13 protein-coding genes are annotated in these 18481 nt (G+C 69.4%); 6 read left to right on the forward strand and 7 right to left on the reverse strand.

Going from position 1 to position 18481, the window contains the following annotated elements:
- Positions 1–2 precede the first annotated feature (2 nt).
- Positions 3–1379, forward strand: coding sequence for an alpha-amylase family protein (locus OH768_RS37525; protein WP_406460500.1), 1377 nt, complete (start codon positions 3–5; stop codon positions 1377–1379).
- A 130-nt stretch (positions 1380–1509) separates the two neighbouring features.
- Complete coding sequence (locus OH768_RS37530) at positions 1510–2406, forward strand: LD-carboxypeptidase (protein WP_406460501.1); 897 nt, start codon at positions 1510–1512, stop codon at positions 2404–2406.
- A 16-nt stretch (positions 2407–2422) separates the two neighbouring features.
- On the opposite strand, the gene OH768_RS37535 is transcribed toward OH768_RS37530, so the two are convergent.
- Positions 2423–3022, reverse strand: a complete 600-nt coding sequence (locus tag OH768_RS37535) for a DUF4232 domain-containing protein (protein ID WP_406460503.1) — start codon at positions 3020–3022, stop codon at positions 2423–2425.
- A gap of 433 nt (positions 3023–3455) precedes the next feature.
- Between OH768_RS37535 and pulA the strand changes: the two genes are divergently transcribed.
- The 3 genes from pulA (at position 3456) to OH768_RS37550 (ending at position 10948) form a co-directional block, all read left to right on the forward strand.
- Entirely contained in the window at positions 3456–8861 is a 5406-nt protein-coding gene (gene pulA / locus OH768_RS37540) for a pullulanase-type alpha-1,6-glucosidase (protein ID WP_406460504.1), read from the forward strand.
- A 76-nt stretch (positions 8862–8937) separates the two neighbouring features.
- Positions 8938–10557 carry a SpoIIE family protein phosphatase gene (locus OH768_RS37545; RefSeq protein ID WP_406460506.1) on the forward strand — a complete coding sequence of 540 codons (1620 nt, stop codon included), beginning with the start codon at positions 8938–8940 and terminating at the stop codon, positions 10555–10557.
- A 34-nt stretch (positions 10558–10591) separates the two neighbouring features.
- Positions 10592–10948 carry a 5-carboxymethyl-2-hydroxymuconate Delta-isomerase gene (locus tag OH768_RS37550; RefSeq protein WP_266767949.1) on the forward strand — a complete coding sequence of 119 codons (357 nt, stop codon included), beginning with the start codon at positions 10592–10594 and terminating at the stop codon, positions 10946–10948.
- A gap of 21 nt (positions 10949–10969) precedes the next feature.
- Here the strand turns inward: OH768_RS37550 and OH768_RS37555 are convergent, their stop codons facing one another.
- The 5 genes from OH768_RS37555 to OH768_RS37575 form a co-directional block, all read right to left on the reverse strand.
- Positions 10970–11659, reverse strand: a complete 690-nt coding sequence (locus OH768_RS37555) for a TetR/AcrR family transcriptional regulator (protein WP_406460507.1) — start codon at positions 11657–11659, stop codon at positions 10970–10972.
- A gap of 69 nt (positions 11660–11728) precedes the next feature.
- Positions 11729–12754: a PDR/VanB family oxidoreductase gene (locus OH768_RS37560; RefSeq protein ID WP_406460508.1), complete on the reverse strand. Its 1026-nt coding sequence runs from the start codon at positions 12752–12754 to the stop codon at positions 11729–11731.
- Entirely contained in the window at positions 12754–13623 is an 870-nt protein-coding gene (locus OH768_RS37565; protein ID WP_406460509.1) for a metal-dependent hydrolase, read from the reverse strand. Before OH768_RS37565 ends, OH768_RS37560 begins: the two co-directional genes overlap by 1 nt.
- 69 nt (positions 13624–13692) lie before the next feature.
- Positions 13693–15612, reverse strand: a complete 1920-nt coding sequence (locus OH768_RS37570) for a hypothetical protein (RefSeq protein ID WP_406460511.1) — start codon at positions 15610–15612, stop codon at positions 13693–13695.
- Positions 15613–15661: 49 nt separating this feature from the next.
- Positions 15662–16162, reverse strand: coding sequence for a tetratricopeptide repeat protein (locus OH768_RS37575; protein WP_406460513.1), 501 nt, complete (start codon positions 16160–16162; stop codon positions 15662–15664).
- Between the two features lie 139 nt (positions 16163–16301).
- On the opposite strand from OH768_RS37575, the gene OH768_RS37580 reads away from it, so the two are divergent.
- A complete protein-coding gene (locus OH768_RS37580; protein ID WP_262063015.1) occupies positions 16302–16703 on the forward strand; it encodes a hypothetical protein in 402 nt (133 codons plus the stop codon).
- Between the two features lie 85 nt (positions 16704–16788).
- On the opposite strand, the gene OH768_RS37585 is transcribed toward OH768_RS37580, so the two are convergent.
- Positions 16789–18345, reverse strand: a complete 1557-nt coding sequence (locus OH768_RS37585) for a DUF1996 domain-containing protein (protein ID WP_406460514.1) — start codon at positions 18343–18345, stop codon at positions 16789–16791.
- Positions 18346–18481: the final 136 nt, after the last annotated feature.

The following is an 18481-nucleotide window of genomic DNA, read 5'->3' on the forward strand; positions in this document are numbered from 1 at the left end:
ACATGGCCAGCAGCAGATCACTTGCAGGCGCCTTCGCCCTCGCCGCCGCGACGGCGGTCCTGGTGTCCGGTACCGCACACGCCTCCCCGCCCGGCACCAAGGACGTCACCGCCGTCCTCTTCGAGTGGAACTTCGCCTCGGTCGCCAAGGAGTGCACCAACACCCTCGGCCCGGCGGGCTACGGCTACGTGCAGGTCTCCCCGCCCGCCGAGCACATACAGGGCTCGCAGTGGTGGACCTCGTACCAGCCGGTGAGCTACAAGATCGCCGGGCGGCTCGGCGACGCGACCGCCTTCCAGAACATGATCAACACCTGCCACGCGGCGGGCGTGAAGGTCGTCGTCGACGCGGTCATCAACCACATGTCGGCGGGCAGCGGCACCGGCACCGGCGGCTCGTCGTACACGAAGTACAACTACCCGGGCCTGTACTCCTCGTACGACATGGACGACTGCACGGCGACGGTCAGCGACTACACCAACCGCGCCAACGTGCAGAACTGCGAACTGGTCGGCCTCGCCGACCTGGACACGGGCGAGGAGTACGTCCGGTCCACGATCGCCGGCTACATGAACACCCTCCTCGGCTACGGCGCCGACGGCTTCCGCATCGACGCGGCCAAGCACATCCCGGCGACCGACCTCGCGAACATCAAGTCCCGCCTGACCAACCCCTCCGTGTACTGGAAGCAGGAGGTCATCTACGGCGCGGGCGAGGCCGTCCAGCCCACCGAGTACACCGGCAACGGCGACGTCCAGGAGTTCCGCTACGCCTACGACCTCAAGCGCGTCTTCAACAACGAGAACCTCGCCTACCTGAAGAACTACGGGGAGGGCTGGGGGTACATGAGCAGCTCGGTCGCCGGTGTCTTCGTCGACAACCACGACACCGAGCGCAACGGCTCCACCCTCAACTACAAGGACGGCGCCAACTACACGCTGGCCAACGTCTTCATGCTCGCCTACCCCTACGGCGCCCCGGACATCAACTCCGGCTACGAGTGGTCGGACGCGGACGCCGGACCGCCCAACAACGGTGCGGTGACGGCCTGTTGGCAGGACGGCTGGAAGTGCCAGCACGCCTGGCCGGAGATCAAGTCCATGGTCGCCTTCCGCAACGCGACCAGCGGCCAGTCCCTCACCAACTGGTGGGACGACGGCAACGACGCGATCGGCTTCGGCCGCGGCAGCAAGGGCTATGTGGCGATCAACCACGAGTCGTACTCGCTGACCCAGACCTACCAGACGTCGCTGGCCGCGGGCACGTACTGCAACGTGCAGAACAACACGTCGGTGACCGTCAACTCCAGCGGGCAGTTCACCGCCACTCTGGGTTCCAACACGGCTCTGGCGATCTACGCGGGCAAGACGAGCTGCTGAGCGGAGCGGGGCCGGAACTCCCGTGAGGGGTGCGGGAGTTCCGGCCCCGCGCATGGAGGAAGATCGCCGTATGGACACCTCCGGCAACCTCCCGACCTTGAGATCACCGCGGTTGCGGCCAGGAGACCGGGTGCGGATCGTCGCTCCGGCGTGTCCCCCCAGCCGTGAGCATGTCGCCCGTGGCGTCGAGCAGTTGACGTCATGGGGGCTGCGGCCCGAGGTGGGTGAGCACGTCTTCGACCAGTGGGGATACATGGCCGGCCGGGACGAGGACCGGGTCTCCGACCTGAACTCCGCGTTCGGCGACCCGGGGATCCGCGCGGTGTTCGCCGCCATGGGCGGCAAGGGCACCTACCGCATCGTCGACGACCTCGACACCGCCGTGCTGCGCCGTGACCCGAAACCGGTGGTCGGCTTCAGCGACATCACCCATCTCCATCTCGCCCTGTGGGCCCGCTGCCGCCTGGCCGGCCTGCACGGCCCCTTCCCCAACGCGGGCGACGCATGGTGCGGGCCCGCGTCGGCCGACGCCGTCCGCAGCGCGCTGATGACCACCGATCCCGTCGTCATCCACCGGGACGCCGGCGAGGCCAGTGGGTCCGTCACCGTCGAGGGCACCGCGACCGGTGTCCTGGTCGGCGGCAACCTCAGCGCGGTCCGCACCGAGGCCGGCGCCGGTCTGCCGAGCCTCAAGGGGGCGATCCTCTTCCTCGAACACCAGCGAGGAACAGGGCTCGGGGAGGTCGACCGCGCGCTGACCCAGTTGACGCGGGCCGGGGCGCTGGAGGGGTTGCGCGGTGTCGCGCTCGGCCAGTTCCTCGGCTTCGAGCAGGATGCCGACGACGCGACCCTCGGGGGATGGGGCATCGCCGACATCCTGCGCGACCGGCTGACCCGCCTGGGCGTTCCCGTCCTCGGCGGGCTCCCGGCCGGCCACGGCCCGCACCCACCGACGATTCCGCTGGGCACGCGCGCCACGATCGACACCGCAGAAGGGACCCTGACGGTTCAGGCGGCCGTCGTCTGACCGTCGACCGCGCAGGTCAGGAGGTGACGGTGATGTGCCTGGCCAGCGCGGTGACGGAGAGGTCGCCGTGATCGACCCACTGGGGGAAGGCCAGCGTCTTGTGCTGGGTGGCGCCGGGCGGGGTGATCTCCAGGAAGGAGGCGCGCACCGCGCCCGACGTGCCCGTGTTGGCGTGGGTCCAGGCCACAACGGCCTCGGCGCTCTGGCCGTCCTTGAGGGTGAGGGTCTTCTTCCCGGGGTTGTGCGCGTACCAGGTGTTGCCCCAGTGGGTGTGGGCCGTGAGCTTCTTGTGCGCGGAGTTCTCCAGGCCAAGGCCGGGGTAGCCGCGCAGCGCACATGTCCTGCCGCTCAGGTTGCGCAGCGTGATGACGACACCCTGGTGGTTCATGCCACCGGCGAGCCCGCGGCCGAAGGTGACCTTGAGCGCGGCGGTGGAGCAGGTCGGTGTCGCCTTCGCGGTGCTGGTGGTCGCGGCGTTCGCGGTGGTCGCCCAGGCCGCGAGCCCCAGCCCGGCGACGGCGGCCAGACCGACCACCGTACGCCCGAAGCGGCGGTCGGCACGGTGCCGGGGCTTGGTGGGGCCGGCCTGGTCGGTGGTGTTCTGCTGCTCGTTCACGGTGATGGTGCTCCACTCCTGCTCCGCGGCGCCGGGCCGTGGTGTGCGCCCTGTGCCGTCCTCTGGTGCCCTGCACAAGGTCCGATGCGCGGCCCCGCGGATTTGTTCGCGGAAGGTGTCAGAAGTTCGCAGGAAGTGGTCGGGGACGGTCTCGACGTGGTGAGGTCCTCCAGTCCGGCCAGCGCCGCCCTTCAGCCGGGCGACGACTTTCGGGACACGTCCGTCCGCGCGCCGCGCCGCGTATCCCGGGCGCTCGGTGTCGTACCAGCTCTCGGAGTCATCGGTTCCAGACCCTTTCGGCGGGAACCGTCAAGGCCGCAAGTGAAAATTCTTTCCATGCCTTTCACGACTCTTGCTGCAACCCTTGCGTCGGCGATACGGTCTCGCCGGGGTCGGACCCGAACTGAGCCGTAATCGCAAGGAGTTCACGCCTGTGATACCGAGATGGCCGGCGCCCCGCACGCGCCGCAACGAGCGACGGAGAAGGGCCACGGGCATCGTCGTCGCCGCGCTCCTCGCGGCGTTCGTCCCACCCCTCGCCGCCCACGCCGCGACCCCGCCCGCACCCCCGTCCGACGCGAAGCTGGCGGCCACGCCGGTCCGGCACGACGACACCCGCGAGCAGTTCTACTTCGTGATGCCGGACCGGTTCGCCAACGGCGACACCGCCAACGACCAGGGCGGGCTGACCGGTTCACGCCTCAGCACCGGCTACGACCCCACCGACAAGGGCTTCTACCAGGGCGGCGACCTCAAGGGCCTGACAAAGAAGCTCGACTACATCAAGGGCCTGGGCACCACCGCCATCTGGATGGCCCCGATCTTCAAGAACCAGCCCGTGCAGGGGACAGGGAGCGACGCCTCCGCCGGCTACCACGGTTACTGGATAACGGACTTCACCAAGGTCGACCCGCACTTCGGCACCAACAAGGACCTCGCGACCCTCATCTCCAAGGCGCACGCCAAGGGCATGAAGGTCTTCTTCGACGTCATCACCAACCACACCGCCGACGTCGTCGACTACGAGGGCAAGTCCTACGACTACCTCTCCAAGGGCGCCTTCCCCTACCTCACCCAGGACGGGCAGCCCTTCGACGACGCCGACTACGCGGACGGCACGAAGTCCTTCCCCGCCGTCACCACCTCCTCCTTCCCGAAGACCCCGACCGTCCCCGCCGGCAAGGCGGACGTGAAGGTCCCGTCCTGGCTCAACGACCCCACGATGTACCACAATCGCGGCGACTCGACCTACGTCGGCGAGAACGCCACCTACGGCGACTTCTCCGGCCTCGACGACCTGTGGACCGAGCGTCCCGAGGTCGTCAGCGGCATGGAGAAGATCTACGAGAAGTGGGTGCGCGACTTCGACGTCGACGGCTTCCGCATCGACACCGTCAAACACGTCGACATGGCCTTCTGGACCCAGTGGGCCACCGCGCTCGACAACTACGCGGCCCAGCACGGCCGGAAGAACTTCTTCATGTTCGGCGAGGTCTACTCCGCCGACACCTCCGTCACTTCGCCCTACGTCACCCAGGGCCGCCTGGACGCCACGCTCGACTTCCCCTTCCAGGACGCGGCCCGTGCCTACGCCTCCCAGGGCGGCAGCGCGCAGAAGCTCGCGAGTGTCTTCGGCGACGACTACAAGTACACGACCGACAAGGCGAACGCGTACGAGCAGGTCACCTTCCTCGGCAACCACGACATGGGCCGCATCGGCTACTTCCTCGACCAGGACAACCCGAAGGCCACCGATGCCGAACTCCTCGCCAAGGACAGACTCGCCAACGAGCTGATGTTCCTCAGCCGCGGCAACCCCGTCGTCTACTACGGCGACGAACAGGGCTTCACCGGCTCCGGCGGTGACAAGGACGCCCGCCAGACGATGTTCGCCTCGAAGGTCGCCGACTATCTCGACGACGACGAGATCGGCACCGACCGGACCGCCGCGAGCGATGCCTACGACTCAACTGCCCCGCTGTACAAGGAGATCGCCGCTCTCTCCAAGCTGCGCAAGGACAACCCGGCACTGACCGACGGGGTGCAGACCGAGCGTTACGCGGCCGACGGCGCCGGTGTCTACGCCTTCACGCGGACCAGCGGCAGTGCCGAGTACGTCGTCGCCCTCAACAACGCCGACACCGCGAAGACGGCGACCTTCGCGACCGGTTCGCCGGACATGAAGTACCGGGGGATCTACGGCACTTCGGCCACGGCGACGAGCGGCGCCGACAACAAGGTCACCGTCACCGTCCCGGCCGGTGCCGCGATCGTCCTCAAGGCAGCCGGCGCTCTCGCCCGTCCTGTGAGCAAGCCGACGATCACCCTCAAGGCGCCGGACGCCGGAGCTACCGGCACCGTCGAGCTGAGCGCCGACGTCAACGGCGGCCAGCTCAATCGGGTCGTCTTCGCCGCCCAGACCGGCAACGGCAAGTGGCAGACGCTGGGCTCCGCCGACCACGCCCCGTACAAGGTCACGCAGACCATCGGCAAGGACGTGGCGCCCGGAACGGCCCTGCGGTACAAGGCAGTTGTGGTCGATTCCACCGGCCGCACGGCGAGCGCGACAGCCGCCTCCACCTCCGGCACCCCGCCCGCCGAGGAGATCCCCACCGCCTCCTCCCGCGACTACGCGATCGTCCACTACAAGCGCACCGACGGCGACTACGACAACTGGGGCCTCTACGCCTGGGGCGACCTCGCCGACGGCGAGGCGACGACGTGGCCCGCGAGCCATCCCTTCGTCGGGCGGGACGCCTACGGTGCCTTCGCCTACGTCAAGTTGAAGCCCGGCGCGACGAACGTCGGCTTCCTGGTGGTCGACAAGGACGGCAACAAGGATGTCTCCGCCGACCGTTCGATCGATGTCACCAAGACCGGTGAGGTCTGGATCGAGCAGGGCAAGGAAGCCGTACAGACTGAAAAGCCCGACTATCCGGCGCAGGACACAGCCAAGGCCGTCATCCACTACCACCGCGCGGACGGCGACTACACCGGCTGGGGCCTGCACGTCTGGACGGGTGCCGCGAACCCCACCGACTGGTCGAGCCCGCTGCAGCCGGTGAGGACCGACGCCTACGGCGCGGTCTTCGAGGTACCGCTCAACTCCGGTGCCACCAGCCTCAGTTACATCATCCACAAGGGCGACGAGAAGGACCTGTCCGCCGACCAGTCGCTCGACCTCAAGTCCAACGGCTATGAGGTGTGGCTGTTGAACGGCCAGGAGAAGTACCTCCTGCCACAGCCGGCGGGCAGCGCGGCGGCCCTCGACCTGACCACCTCCAAGGCGGTCTGGATCGACCGGAACACGGTCGCCTGGAACGGCTCCGACGCGGCTGCGTCCACCCAACTCCTGTACTCCCACGACGGTTCGATCGCCGTGCAGGACGGCACGCTGAGGAGCGACGACGAGCGCTGGCTGCGGCTGTCGAAGACCGCGCTCACCGATGCCCAGAAGGCCGAGTTCCCCTATCTGAAGGACTACACGGCCTGGTCCGTCGACCCGCGTGACCGGGGCCGGGTGCGGGAGGCCCTGACCGGCCAGCTCGTCGCCTCCCAACGGGCCGTCAACGGCGCCGTGTTGGCGGCGACCGGCGTACAGATCGCCGGTGTCCTCGACGACGTGTACGCCGCCGCGACCAAGGCCGACCTCGGTCCGACCTTCCGCAAGGGCCGTCCCACGTTGGCCGTCTGGGCGCCGACGGCCCAGTCCGTGCAGTTGGACCTCGACGGCTCGCTCAAGAAGATGAACCGTGACGCCACCACCGGCGTCTGGTCCGTCACCGGTCCGGCCTCCTGGAAGAACAAGCCGTACCGGTACGTCGTGAAGGTGTGGGCGCCGACGGTCCGGAAGGTCGTCACCAACCAGGTCACCGACCCCTACTCGGTCGCCCTCACCGCCGACTCCGGGCGCAGCCTCGTCGTCGACCTCGCCGACAAGTCCCTTGCCCCGAGCGGCTGGTCGGGCCTGAAGAAGCCCAAGGCGGTGACGCTGAAGGATGCCGAGATCCAGGAGCTGCACATCCGGGACTTCTCCGTCGCCGACAGGACGGTCCCCGCGAAGGACCAGGGGACGTACCTCGCCTTCACCGACAAGAACAGCGACGGCTCGAAGCATCTGCGGGAGCTGGCCAAGTCGGGGACGTCGTACGTGCATCTGCTGCCCGCCTTCGACATCGCCACCATCCCGGAGAAGAAGTCCGAGCAGTCCACCACCGACTGCGACCTCGCCTCCTACGCGGCCGACTCGGAGAAGCAGCAGGAGTGCGTGGCGGCCGTCGCCGCGAAGGACGCCTACAACTGGGGTTACGACCCTTACCACTTCACGGTTCCGGAGGGTTCGTACGCGACCGATCCGGACGGCACCGGCCGTACCGTCGAGTTCCGGAAGATGGTCAAGTCCCTGAACGAGGACGGGCTTCGGGTCGTCATGGACGTGGTCTACAACCACACGGCGGCCAGTGGGCAGGCGGACTACTCGGTCCTGGACAAGATCGTGCCCGGCTACTACCAGCGGCTGCTGGCCGACGGCAGCGTGGCCACCTCCACCTGCTGTGCCAACACGGCGACCGAGAACGCCATGATGGGCAAGCTCGTCGTCGACTCCGTGGTCACCTGGGCCAAGGAGTACAAGGTCGACGGCTTCCGCTTCGACCTCATGGGGCACCAGCCGAAGGCCAACATCCTCGCCGTACGCAAGGCGTTGGACGCGCTGACGCTCGCGAAGGACGGTGTCGACGGCAAGAAGATCATCATGTACGGCGAGGGCTGGAACTTCGGCGAGGTCGCCGACGACGCCCGTTTCGTGCAGGCCACGCAGAAGAACATGGCCGGCACGGGCATCGCGACCTTCTCCGACCGGGCCCGTGACGCGGTGCGCGGCGGCAGCCCCTTCGACGCGGACCCCGGTGTCCAGGGCTTCGCGTCCGGGCTCTACACCGACCCCAACTCCTCCACCGCGAACGGCACTTCGGCCGAGCAGAAGGCCCGCCTCCTGCACTACCAGGACCTCATCAAGGTCGGCCTGAGCGGCAACCTCGCCAAGTACCGGTTCACCGACACCGACGGCAAGGAGGTCACCGGCGCCGAGGTCGACTACAACGGCACGGCCGCCGGGTACGCGGACGCGCCCGGCGACGCCCTCGCCTATGTCGACGCGCACGACAACGAGTCGCTGTTCGACGCGCTGACGTACAAGCTGGCCGCCGGGACGAGCGCCGCCGACCGGGCCCGGACGCAGGTCCTCGCGATGGCCACCGCCACCCTCTCGCAGGGGCCGTCCCTCTCCCAGGCCGGTACCGATCTGCTGCGTTCCAAGTCCCTGGACCGCAACTCGTTCGACAGCGGTGACTGGTTCAACGCGATCCACTGGAACTGCGCTGACGGCAACGGCTTCGGGCGGGGGCTGCCGATGGCGGCCGACAACGCGTCCAAGTGGCCGTACGCGAAAGGCCTGTTGACGTCGGTCAAGGTGGGCTGCGGGCAGATCGAGGGGGCCTCGGCCGCGTATCAGGATCTGCTGAAGATCCGTACGACGGAGGATGTCTTCTCGCTCGACACGGCCGGGCAGGTGCAGGCGAAGCTGTCCTTCCCGCTGTCCGGGAAGGACGAGACGCCCGGGGTGATCACCATGGAACTCGGTGATCTCGTGATCGTGTTCAACGCGACGCCGAGCGGGCAGGAGCAGAAGGTCGACGCCCTCGCCGGTACCGGCTACCGGCTGCACCCGGTGCAGGCGGCGGGCGCGGACGCCGTGGTGAAGTCCGCGTCTTACGACAAGGGGACGGGCACTTTCGTGGTTCCGGAACGCACTGTGGCGGTATTCACCCGGACATCCTGAAAGCGCATTATCGTGGTGGGGCGGGCTGTGGACATCGGCCTGCCCCACCGGTGTGTCAAAGGGCCAGGGCTGACAAATGGACGTCAATGGCAAGCTGACGCACGCGACCGTGCTGCTCGTGGACGACGAGCCCGCGAGCCGGTTCGCGGTCGAGAGTGTGCTGAGCCGGGCCGGTCATCGGGTCCTCGCGGTCGGCAGCGGCGGCGAGGCGCTCACCGAACTGGATGTGCGGCTGCGCAAGGGGAACGTGCCCGACGTGGCGCTGATCGACGTGCACCTGCCGGACATGAGCGGCTTCGAACTCTGCCGGCTGCTCAAGGAACGCCCGCGCATGGCGGGCCTGCCTGTCGTGCACGTGTCCGCCCTCGCCACCCCTCCGAGCGACCGCTGCCCGGCGCTCGACGCGGGCGACGAGGCCTATCTGACGGTGCCCGCCGAGCCCGAGGAGATCGAGGCGGCCGTCCGGGCCGCGGTCCGCGCCGCCCGGCTGCGGGCCGACGACCAGGCACTCGTCAAACGGCTGACCCTGCTCTCGGAGATGATCGTCACCATCCAGGCGGCGCGCTCCCTCCAGGAACTCGTCGAGGTCGCCGCCGACGGCACCGCACGGCTCACCAACACACCCGCCGCCGTGTTCGTCCTCGACCGGGACGACGAGCTCTACCGCGGCCTGCCCCGGGACCGCACCTCGGTCGCGCTGCCCGGACCCGGCGCCGACCGGGCCGTGGCCCGGTTGCTGCGGCGGCTCTCCCAGGGGCAGTCCGGGGTGCAGATCACCACCGTGCCCGCGCCCCTGTGGCCCACCGGGTTCTTCCGGCCCGGCGTCGAACACGACGCCCGGCTGGCGCTGGTCCTCACCCAGGAGGGCCGGGCCCCGGTCTGCCTCGCCGCCCCCACCCGCGGGCTGCGCCGCGTGGGCCCCGAGGCCGAGGCGCTGCTGGCGCAGCTCGCCCAGGCCACCGCGCTCGCCGCCGAGCCGCTCCTCATGTACCAGGTCGAACGGCATGTCGCCCTCACCCTCCAGCGCAGCTTCCTGCCCAAACCGGACCAGCTGCCCGAACTGCCAGGCGTCGACGCCGCCGTCCGGTACGTGCCCGCCTCCCAGGACGCCGAGATCGGCGGCGACTTCTACGCTGTCCTGCGGGCCGGCGGGGGAGTGCTCTTCGCCGTCGGCGACGTCGTCGGGCACTCGCTGGAGGCGGCCACCGTCATGGTGGAGATACGGCACGCGCTGCGCGCCTACTGCGTCGACGAGAGCGACCCGAGCGTGCTCGCCGAGCGGCTGGACCGGATGCTGCGGCACTACCACCCCGAGACCACGGCCACCATGTGCCTGGCCCTCGTCGACCCCGCCACCGGGCGCACCCTCATCTCCAACTCGGGCCACATCCCGCCGCTGATCGTCCGGGACGCAGGCACCGCGGACTACGCCAAGGCGGCGGGTCCCCTGCTCGGCGTGGGCCTGTCCCACCCGCCGCCCACCGAGCTGTTCCTCGAACCCACCGACCGGCTCCTGATGATCACCGACGGTCTGATCGAGACCCGGGGTACGGACATCTCGGCCTCCATGGAACACCTGCGCGCCGCCGCCTCCGGCGCCCTGCCCGGCCTCGACGCCCTGTGCGACACCCTCCTCGACTGCTTCGGCGTCGACCGGGAGGACGACATCGCGATGCTGGCGCTGCGGCTAGGGTGAGCCCGTCATTGGCTGAGAACAACAGGGGAACCCCATGCCGCAGATCACCGTCGACCACTCCCACACGATCTCCTTCGACCAGGACGGTTTCGCCCGTGCGCTGCACCAGGCGGTGGTCGAGATCGCTGCGGCGAAGCCGGAGGCGTGCAAGACCCAGTTCCGCCCGAGCGAGTACACGGCCTTCGGGTACGAGGGTCTCGACGAGCTGGGACACACCGTCGTCCATGTCACCCTCGGCCTGCTCGCCGGCCGCACCGAGGAGACCAAGGCGAAGCTGACCGAGAAGGTCCTGGAACTCCTCCGCGAGTACATCGACGAGGACGGCTCCGTGCTGCACGCCTCCGCCGAGGTACGCGAACTCGACGCGTCCTACCGGAAGTTCGAGCGCTAGAGGCTGTCCTTGGCCGCTGTTCTACGACGCCAGGGCGACCAGCCGGACGACGAGGTCGGTGAACGGCCCGTCGCCCGGCTCGTTCCGGAGGGACTCGCGCAGCAGCGCGGCCAGTTCCTCGTCGTACGCCGCGCTCACCGCCGCCAACGCCCCGAAGTCGTGCACGAGTTGGCGTTCCAGATCGGCGCGCGGGATGCGTCGGCCGTCCAGCCAGATCAGTGCCGTCGACTCGACCAGCGAGATCCACGAACGGATCATCAACTCCAGTCGGACGGGCGGCTGTTGGACCTTCATGTGGGACAGGATCTGGAGGTACGCGGCCTGCCGCACCCCGTCCACGAGCGCGTTGGTGGTGGACGAGCCGACCGCCGGACCACCGCGCATCAGCGCCGCGAAACCGGGCCCGTGGTCGTCCACGAAGTCGAAGAACCGGCCCATCACCCGCAGCAGCCGTCCCCCCAGCGAGCCCTCCTCGGGGACCATGAACCGCCCGGCGAGATCGTCCGAAGCACGCTGCAACGCGGCCTCGTACAGGCTGAGTTTGCCGGGGAAGTAGTGGTAGACGAGCGGTCGCGAGATGCCCGCTGCGGCGGCTATCTCGTCGATGGAGACCTCGTCGGGCGAGCGATGGCTGAACAGGTCGAGAGCGACGCCGATCAACTGCTGCCGCCGTTCCTCGACTCCCATCCTGCGGCGAACCCCGGTACTCATGCGAACACCTTACCGATCTGATCCGGCCCCGAACGGACCGGACCGACCAGGGTTGTTCACATCACCCCATCACAGATCCAACACCAGACGCACACTTCTGGCCCGGGACACGCAGATCAGCATCGAGTCGGCCCGCTCCGCATCCGTCAGCAACTCGTCCCGATGCTCCACTTCCCCTTCCAGCACCCGCTGTTGACAGGTTCCGCAGAAGCCCTGCTCGCAGGAGTAGAGGGTGTTCGGCAGCTCCGCGCGGACGGCGGCGAGCACGGTGGAGTCGGCGGGAACCGTCAACGTCCGTCCGCTGCGCCGGAGTTCGAGCTCGAACGCCTCGCCCTTCGCCGAGGCCCGGGGCGTGAAGCGCTCCAGGCGTACGTCCGGGAAGCGTTCCGCGACGGCCGTCATGAGCCCCTCCGGCCCGCAGCAGTAGACGACGGTCCCCTCCGGTACGTCCGCCAACTCCCCGTCCAGATCCGGCAGTCCGGCCACCACGGTCACCCGGTCCGCGCCGAACCCCTCGATCTCCGCCAGGAACGGCATCGACTCCCGCGTCCGACCGGCGTACAACAGCCGCCAGTTGACGCCCTCGGGCAGCGCCCGCAGCATCGACAGGACGGGCGTGATCCCGATGCCGCCGGCCACGAAGACGTACCCGGGCGCCTCGACGAGCGGGAACCTGTTGCGCGGCCCCCGCACCTCCAACTCCGCGCCCACCCGCACCTGTTCGTGCACCTCGCGCGACCCGCCCCGCCCGTCCTCGACCAGCCGCGTCGCGACCGTGTACGACGAGGTGTCCGCCGGGTCCCCGCACAGCGAGTACTGCCGCACCAGCCCCGAAGGCAGCACCAGATCGATGTGCGCCCCCGGCTCCCAGCCCGGCAAGTCCCTTCCTTCCAGACGCAGTTGTACGACACCCTCGGCGACCGTCTCCCGCGCGGCGACCCGCAGCCGCAGTGCCCGGGTGCGCGGCCGGCCGGAGGTCGGCGGGTCCAGCGCGGGCAGCGGCCACAGCGGTGAGACCCGCACCCGGCGCCGCAGCGCGCGCCGGGTCAGCAGCGCGGCACCGGCCAGCACCGCGACCGTGAGCGGCTTGGGCACTACTCCGCCCTCTTCTCGGCGGCCAGTGCCGCGGGCGAGGAGGCCAGATAGGCGACGGCCTGCTCGGTGCTGCCCTCCTGCGAGGGGTGGTAGGCGCGGCTCAGATAGCGGGGTATGGACCTGAGCATGTCGCCGGTGGCGGGCAGGGTGCCGCGCCGGCCGGCGACGTAGAAGTCCTTGAAGCTCGCGCGGCGGTCGACGAGGGTCGGGTCGTTCGCCATGAAGAAGCGGGCGCCGCGCTGCCACAGGAACATCAGCGCGGCGAACGCGGTGGCCCAGGTGCGGGCGCGCCGCCGGTAGCTGCCGTCGACGTGCATGAAGAGGTCGAAGGCGACGGACCGGTGCTCGACCTCCTCGGCGCCGTGCCAGCGCAGCAGGTCCAGCATGGTCGGATCGGCGCCCCGGCGGTCCAACTCCCCGGCGTTCAGTACCCAGTTGCCGAGGAACGCGGTGTAGTGCTCGATGGCCGCGATGATCGCGACCCGCTCCAGCAGCCACCACTTCCGGGCCCGGCCCGGGGGCAGGGTGCGGTCGCCGAGCAGCTTCTCGAAGAACCAGTCGACCTGCGCGGTGTACGGGGTCGGGTCGAGGCCCAACTCCCGCAGGTGCGGGAGGACTTCGTCGTGGGCCTGGGAGTGCATCGCCTCCTGGCCGATGAACCCGATCACGTCCTCGCGCAGCCTCTCGTCCCGGATGAGGGGGAGCACCTGTTTGTAGACGTGCACGAACCACCGCTCGCCGGCGGGCAGCAGCAGATGCAGCACGTTGATCGTGTGCGTGGTGAACGGATCACCCGGCACCCAGTGCAGCGGGGTGCCCTCCCAGGAGAAGGACACCTTTCGGGCCTTGAGCGGCTGCTTGTTGGACATGGCGTCAATGTACTGACGGGTAAGTCCGTGGGGAACCCTTGTGCGGGGACTTGTTGACGCGAGTGTCAGCTAGCGGAGGCCGGTGATCGTCCCGCCGTCGTCCAGCGTGCCCGTCAGCTCGGCCTGGACGCCCTGCTTCGTCTTCACGGCCAGCAGGCCGCCCTGCGCCGAGCCGGTCACCCCGCCCGTCGCCCTGATCGACTTCGTGTCCTTGCCGCCTGCGGCCAGCAGGTACCAGGTGCCCGCCGCCGACTTCCACAGCACTCCGGCCAGCACCCGCGGGTCGCGCGCCCCGCACGCCGCCACGTCCTGCGCCTTCGCGGCGACCGCGCCGTACGTCCCGCCCGGCGTGTGGAACTGCGCCAGGACCCGCTCGCCGCCGCCCCGCCAGGTCTCGGCCCGGGTGCACATCCACGCCGCCGTGCCGCTCGCGTCCGGCAGCGGCTGCTGGGCGTACTGCCAGGCGTTCACGGACCGTACGCCGAGCGAGCGCATCGCGCCGAGGGAGCAGGCGAAGGGCGCCCAGGCGTGCTGGGTCTGCGCGCCGGACACCTCGTGGGCCGAGCCGGGCCGTCCGGCGGTGAGATGCGCGGGGACCAGCTCGCCGAGGTCGCTCATCAGGCGGGTGCCGGTGTCGTCGGTCAGCTGGAGCACGTTCCACGACGTGCACGCGCCGGTCTTCTGGGCGGAGCTGGCCAGCGGCGAGGTGATGCCGTCGGTGAGGGCCATCGGCAGGGCGCCGGCGCTCGGCTTCAGCAGGTCCCGCTCGGCCGCCTTCCTCACCCAAGGGGCCGTCAGGTAGCGGACGTTGCCGTCGGCCCGGTCCAGGACCACCGCGTTCGCCTCGGTGCCGGTCGCGCCGTCGACCCGCGCGAAGTCCAGCGCGGCGCCCTTGGTGCCGTCCTTCGGTTCGGCATAGCGGGCGATACGCAGACCGTCGTAGAGGATCACCACGCGGGCGTTGTCGACCGTTCCCGCGTACAGGAGCTGGGGCGGTCCGGCCGGGCCGCCGGAGGGGGTGCCGGGGGTCGCCGAGACCTGGACGGACTCGCCGGGGCGGGCCCAGACGGCGAGGGCGCGGCGCAGCAGGGCGGTGTTCTCGGTGAGGTCGCCGCGGGCGGGCCAGACGGAGAAGTCCTTGCGCGTGGCGGACTCCCAGGCGGTGGGCACGACCCTCGTCAACTTGCCGGGGTTCAGGGCGGCTTCGGCCGCCGGGTTCTCCGCGTACGCGGGTGCGGCGGCGCCGTCCGGGCCCCAGCCGCCGCCCGGCAGCGCGAGCAGCGCGCCGCACACGGCGACGGCCGCCGCGGCGGCGAGCGCGGCCTTGCCGTGCTGACGGCGGCGCATCAGATCGGTGGGCCGGGCGTGCACCGAACAGGGGTCGAACTCGGGGGAGTCGAGCAGCGGGTACTGCGCGGGCGCCTCGTCGGCCTCGCGCAGCGCCGCGTCCACCTCGTCGACTCCGGCCGCGGCCAGCACGCGTCGTACGTCGCCGTCGGGCAGCTTCTCCAGGCCGCGCAGCGCGTACACCGCGCGGGCCGGTCCCGACAGGGCGGACAGCCGCTGGTCCAGGGCGAGTTCGTCGGCGCCGCCCGAGCGCGGGAAGAGCCGCAGGCCCCACACCTGGGGGAGCAGCGGCGGGAGTTGGGCGCGCTTGGGCCATGCCCGGAACGACAGCGGGAGGCCCGCCTCCAGTGCCGCACGCACGACCTGGAGGCGGACGAAGGCGTAACCGGGGTCGCCGTCCCGTCCTGTCGACTGGGCCGGGATCGCGGACGCCGAGGCGCGGCCCCTGGGCAGGGCGCGCTGGGTGAGGGCGTGCGCGGTCAGGACGCGCCGGTTGCGGCCGAGGCTCGGGGGGAGCACCAGATAGGCGAGCCGGACGAGCCGTGGATAGTGCTCGACGAGCGCGGCCTCGGCCTGTTCGACATCGACGACCGGGTCGGTGGGTGAAGCTGCGGGGCGCTTGGCGACATCCTGTGACTGCACGTTCAGCAAAACGAGCGAATCGTGAGTTGGTCACCGGCACCCGGGCGACTCAGGCCTCGGGCTCGACCAGGGCCCGCGCGTAGTTCGCCATCGACCGCTGGTAGCGCGGCAGATGGGGCGCCAGCGCGCCCAGCACGAGGGACAGGCCCTCGCGGTCGCGGCCCAGCTCTGCCAGACACAGGGCGAGGCACGCGCGTACCGCGTCGTCCAACTCGTCCGAGGGGCCGTCGAGTTCGGGTGTGAGCAGCTTGACGCCCTCCTCCGCCTGTCCGATGTTCCGCAGCGAACTGGAGAGTTGGATCTTTGCGCGACGGCCCTTGTAGCCATGCAGTCCAAGTGCCAGAGCCTCCCGATACAGCGGAACGGCCTTGTCCGAGTGCCCGGTCGAGTCCCAGGCGCAGGCCCGCTCGAAGGGCCCCAGCGGGCTGCCGGCCGGAAGTTCGGCGACTAGCGCGTCGATCATGCTCCGGAAGTCGGCCGCCCGCTCCTCCGGATAGTCGTCGAAGGTCGCCCAGGCGGCGGTCGTACGGTCTTCCCAGTCTTGGTTCACAGGCGCCACCTTCGCACACGCGTACAGCGGGCGACGATGGGATTGAGCGCGGGGCGCATCGCGGCCGTATCGAAGGAGAAGGCCCCTCGTCGGGGCCGTCTGCGGCATGCTGCTGACCGGACTAGCGGAGGAACGACAGATGAGGCTGACCCGACCGATGCTCGCGGTGGCCGGTGCCACGGCGGCGCTGGCGCTGGTGGGCTGTGGCGCCGACACCAAGGCCGCGACCATACCCACGGCGGCCACCGGCAGCCTGGAGAGCCTGGCGGCCAAGGTGAAGTGCACGCCCGACATCCAGACCGACGCCGACGAACTCCGCCAGGCCATCTGCAAGATGAGCTACGGCAAGTTCGTCCTCGCGACCTTCGCCACCGACCGCGGCCAGCGCGAGTGGATCAACGACGCCAAGGACTACGGCGGTTTCTACCTCGTCGGCCGCAAGTGGGTCGCCGTCGGCACCGACAAGATCGTCAAGAAGCTGCAGACGACGCTCGGCGGCGACGAGGAGATCGGCACCGACCACTCGAAGCACACCAGCTGAACTCCTCGTACGGACACACGGAAGCGGGCGGTGGGAGAATCCCACCGCCCGCTTCGTACTACCGGGTGCTACCGGCTAGCCGTGCTCACTGGCACTTCTTGCCGGTGTTGACGCAGTTGGCGATCTTCGCCGCCAGGTTGTTCTTGGTGACGCTGATGAAGTCGTCGTGGTCGGTCGACGCCTTGTGCAGCTGCTCCGGGAAGCCGTCCACCGCGTAGGCGTTCTTCACGGTGCCGTCCGCCTGGATGGTGGGGGGCGTGACCTTGTAGACCAGGCGCATCGTCAGCTGGGGGATGGCCTTGAAGCCGTTCCCGCAGACACCGCTCGCCGGGTCCGCGAAGGCCACGTGCGTACGGTGGTTGGCGCTGTCGATGTTCACGCCGTCCCAGCAGCTCTGGAAGGCGAAGGTGCGCACCACGTTGCTGCCCTGCGGGCAGATCGGGTACTGCTCCGTCAGCTGGACCTTGTTCTCGAAGCCGGTGCAGCTCCAGTGCGCGTTGGCGTTCGCCAGACCGTTGGTGAGGGTCTTGGCGTCACCGGTGATGATGCGCAGGAACTGCGGCATCGCGACGACCTTGCTGGCCGGCGAGCCGACGTACTTGATCTGCGCCGACTGCGGGGTCAGGATCTTGCCGACGTTGCCTTCCTTGCCACCGCCGAGCGCGTTCGCGTCGAACTCCTGCGAACCGTCCTGCACACGCACGACCGGCCAGTAGTACGCCGAGAGGTCACTCTGGTTCTGGCAGCTGGAGGGGGCGGCCAGCAGCGAGTCGTTCGTGGAGAACGCGTTGACCTTCTGGTTGCCGACGTAGTCGTGCTCGTGGTGCGCGCCGTTGGTCACGCCGGGCGCCACGATGACGTTGTCGGTGTTGTGGTTCTTGTTGGCGTTCACACCGCACTTGGTGGTGAAGGAACCCGTCGAGGCCTGAGCCTGGTTCTGCGGCTTCGCCAGAACGTTGTTCGCGGCCTTCGTGATGTCCACGAAGTCCGCGGCCGTCGGACCGTTGCCGGCCTGACCACCGTTGTTGGCGGCGGGCGCGGAGGCACTGGCACTGGCGCTCGGGGCGGCCGTGTTGCCGTTGTTCTGACCGCCGTTGTTGTTGTTCTGACCACCGTTGTTGTTATTGCCACCGTTGTTGTTCTGACCCCCCGCGGTGGTCGTGTTGGTGGCGTTCTGCGTCGTACAGGCGGCGAGCTGCTTCAGTGCAGCCGCGTTGACACTGCCGCCCACTCGCTGGATGTCGATGCGGATGCGGTCGATCGTCGCGGCCCGCTTCTCCTTGAGGGGGCCGACGATCGCGTTCTGCACGAAGCTCGCGTCGTTGGTCTGTGCCTGGCGCGTCGAAGCGAGCCGGGCGTAGGCCTCGGTGATCTGCTTGTCCAGGTTCGCCAACTCGGTGGCGACACCCTGACGAGCCTTCTGCGGCACGTTCGTCAGCTGCTGGCCGACGTCCGGGCAGGCGATCGTCGCGACCTGAGCCGCGGCGGCCTTCGTCTGGTTCTGGCCCGACGAGTTGGACTCGTGAGCCGAAGCGTTCATCTGCGCCCAGAGCAGCCCGGCCCCACCGAGCGCTAGGGCAGCCGAGGCGGCAATGGCCTTGGTGGCCATCGGCGTACGGCGTTTACGATCATTGCGTCCCATGGAACTCCTCTGACTTCCTTGCGGGGCAGCGAGGCGCCCGACAGGAGTGAAGCGGCGCCCTTTGATACGCAGGGAGTCCCAGGAGTGTTCAGCCGTCTCAGAAACTGATGAGAGATTCTTGGGTAAGTCCCCTCTC

The organism is Streptomyces sp. NBC_01622 (assembly GCF_045209635.1).
Lineage (GTDB): Bacteria > Actinomycetota > Actinomycetes > Streptomycetales > Streptomycetaceae > Streptomyces.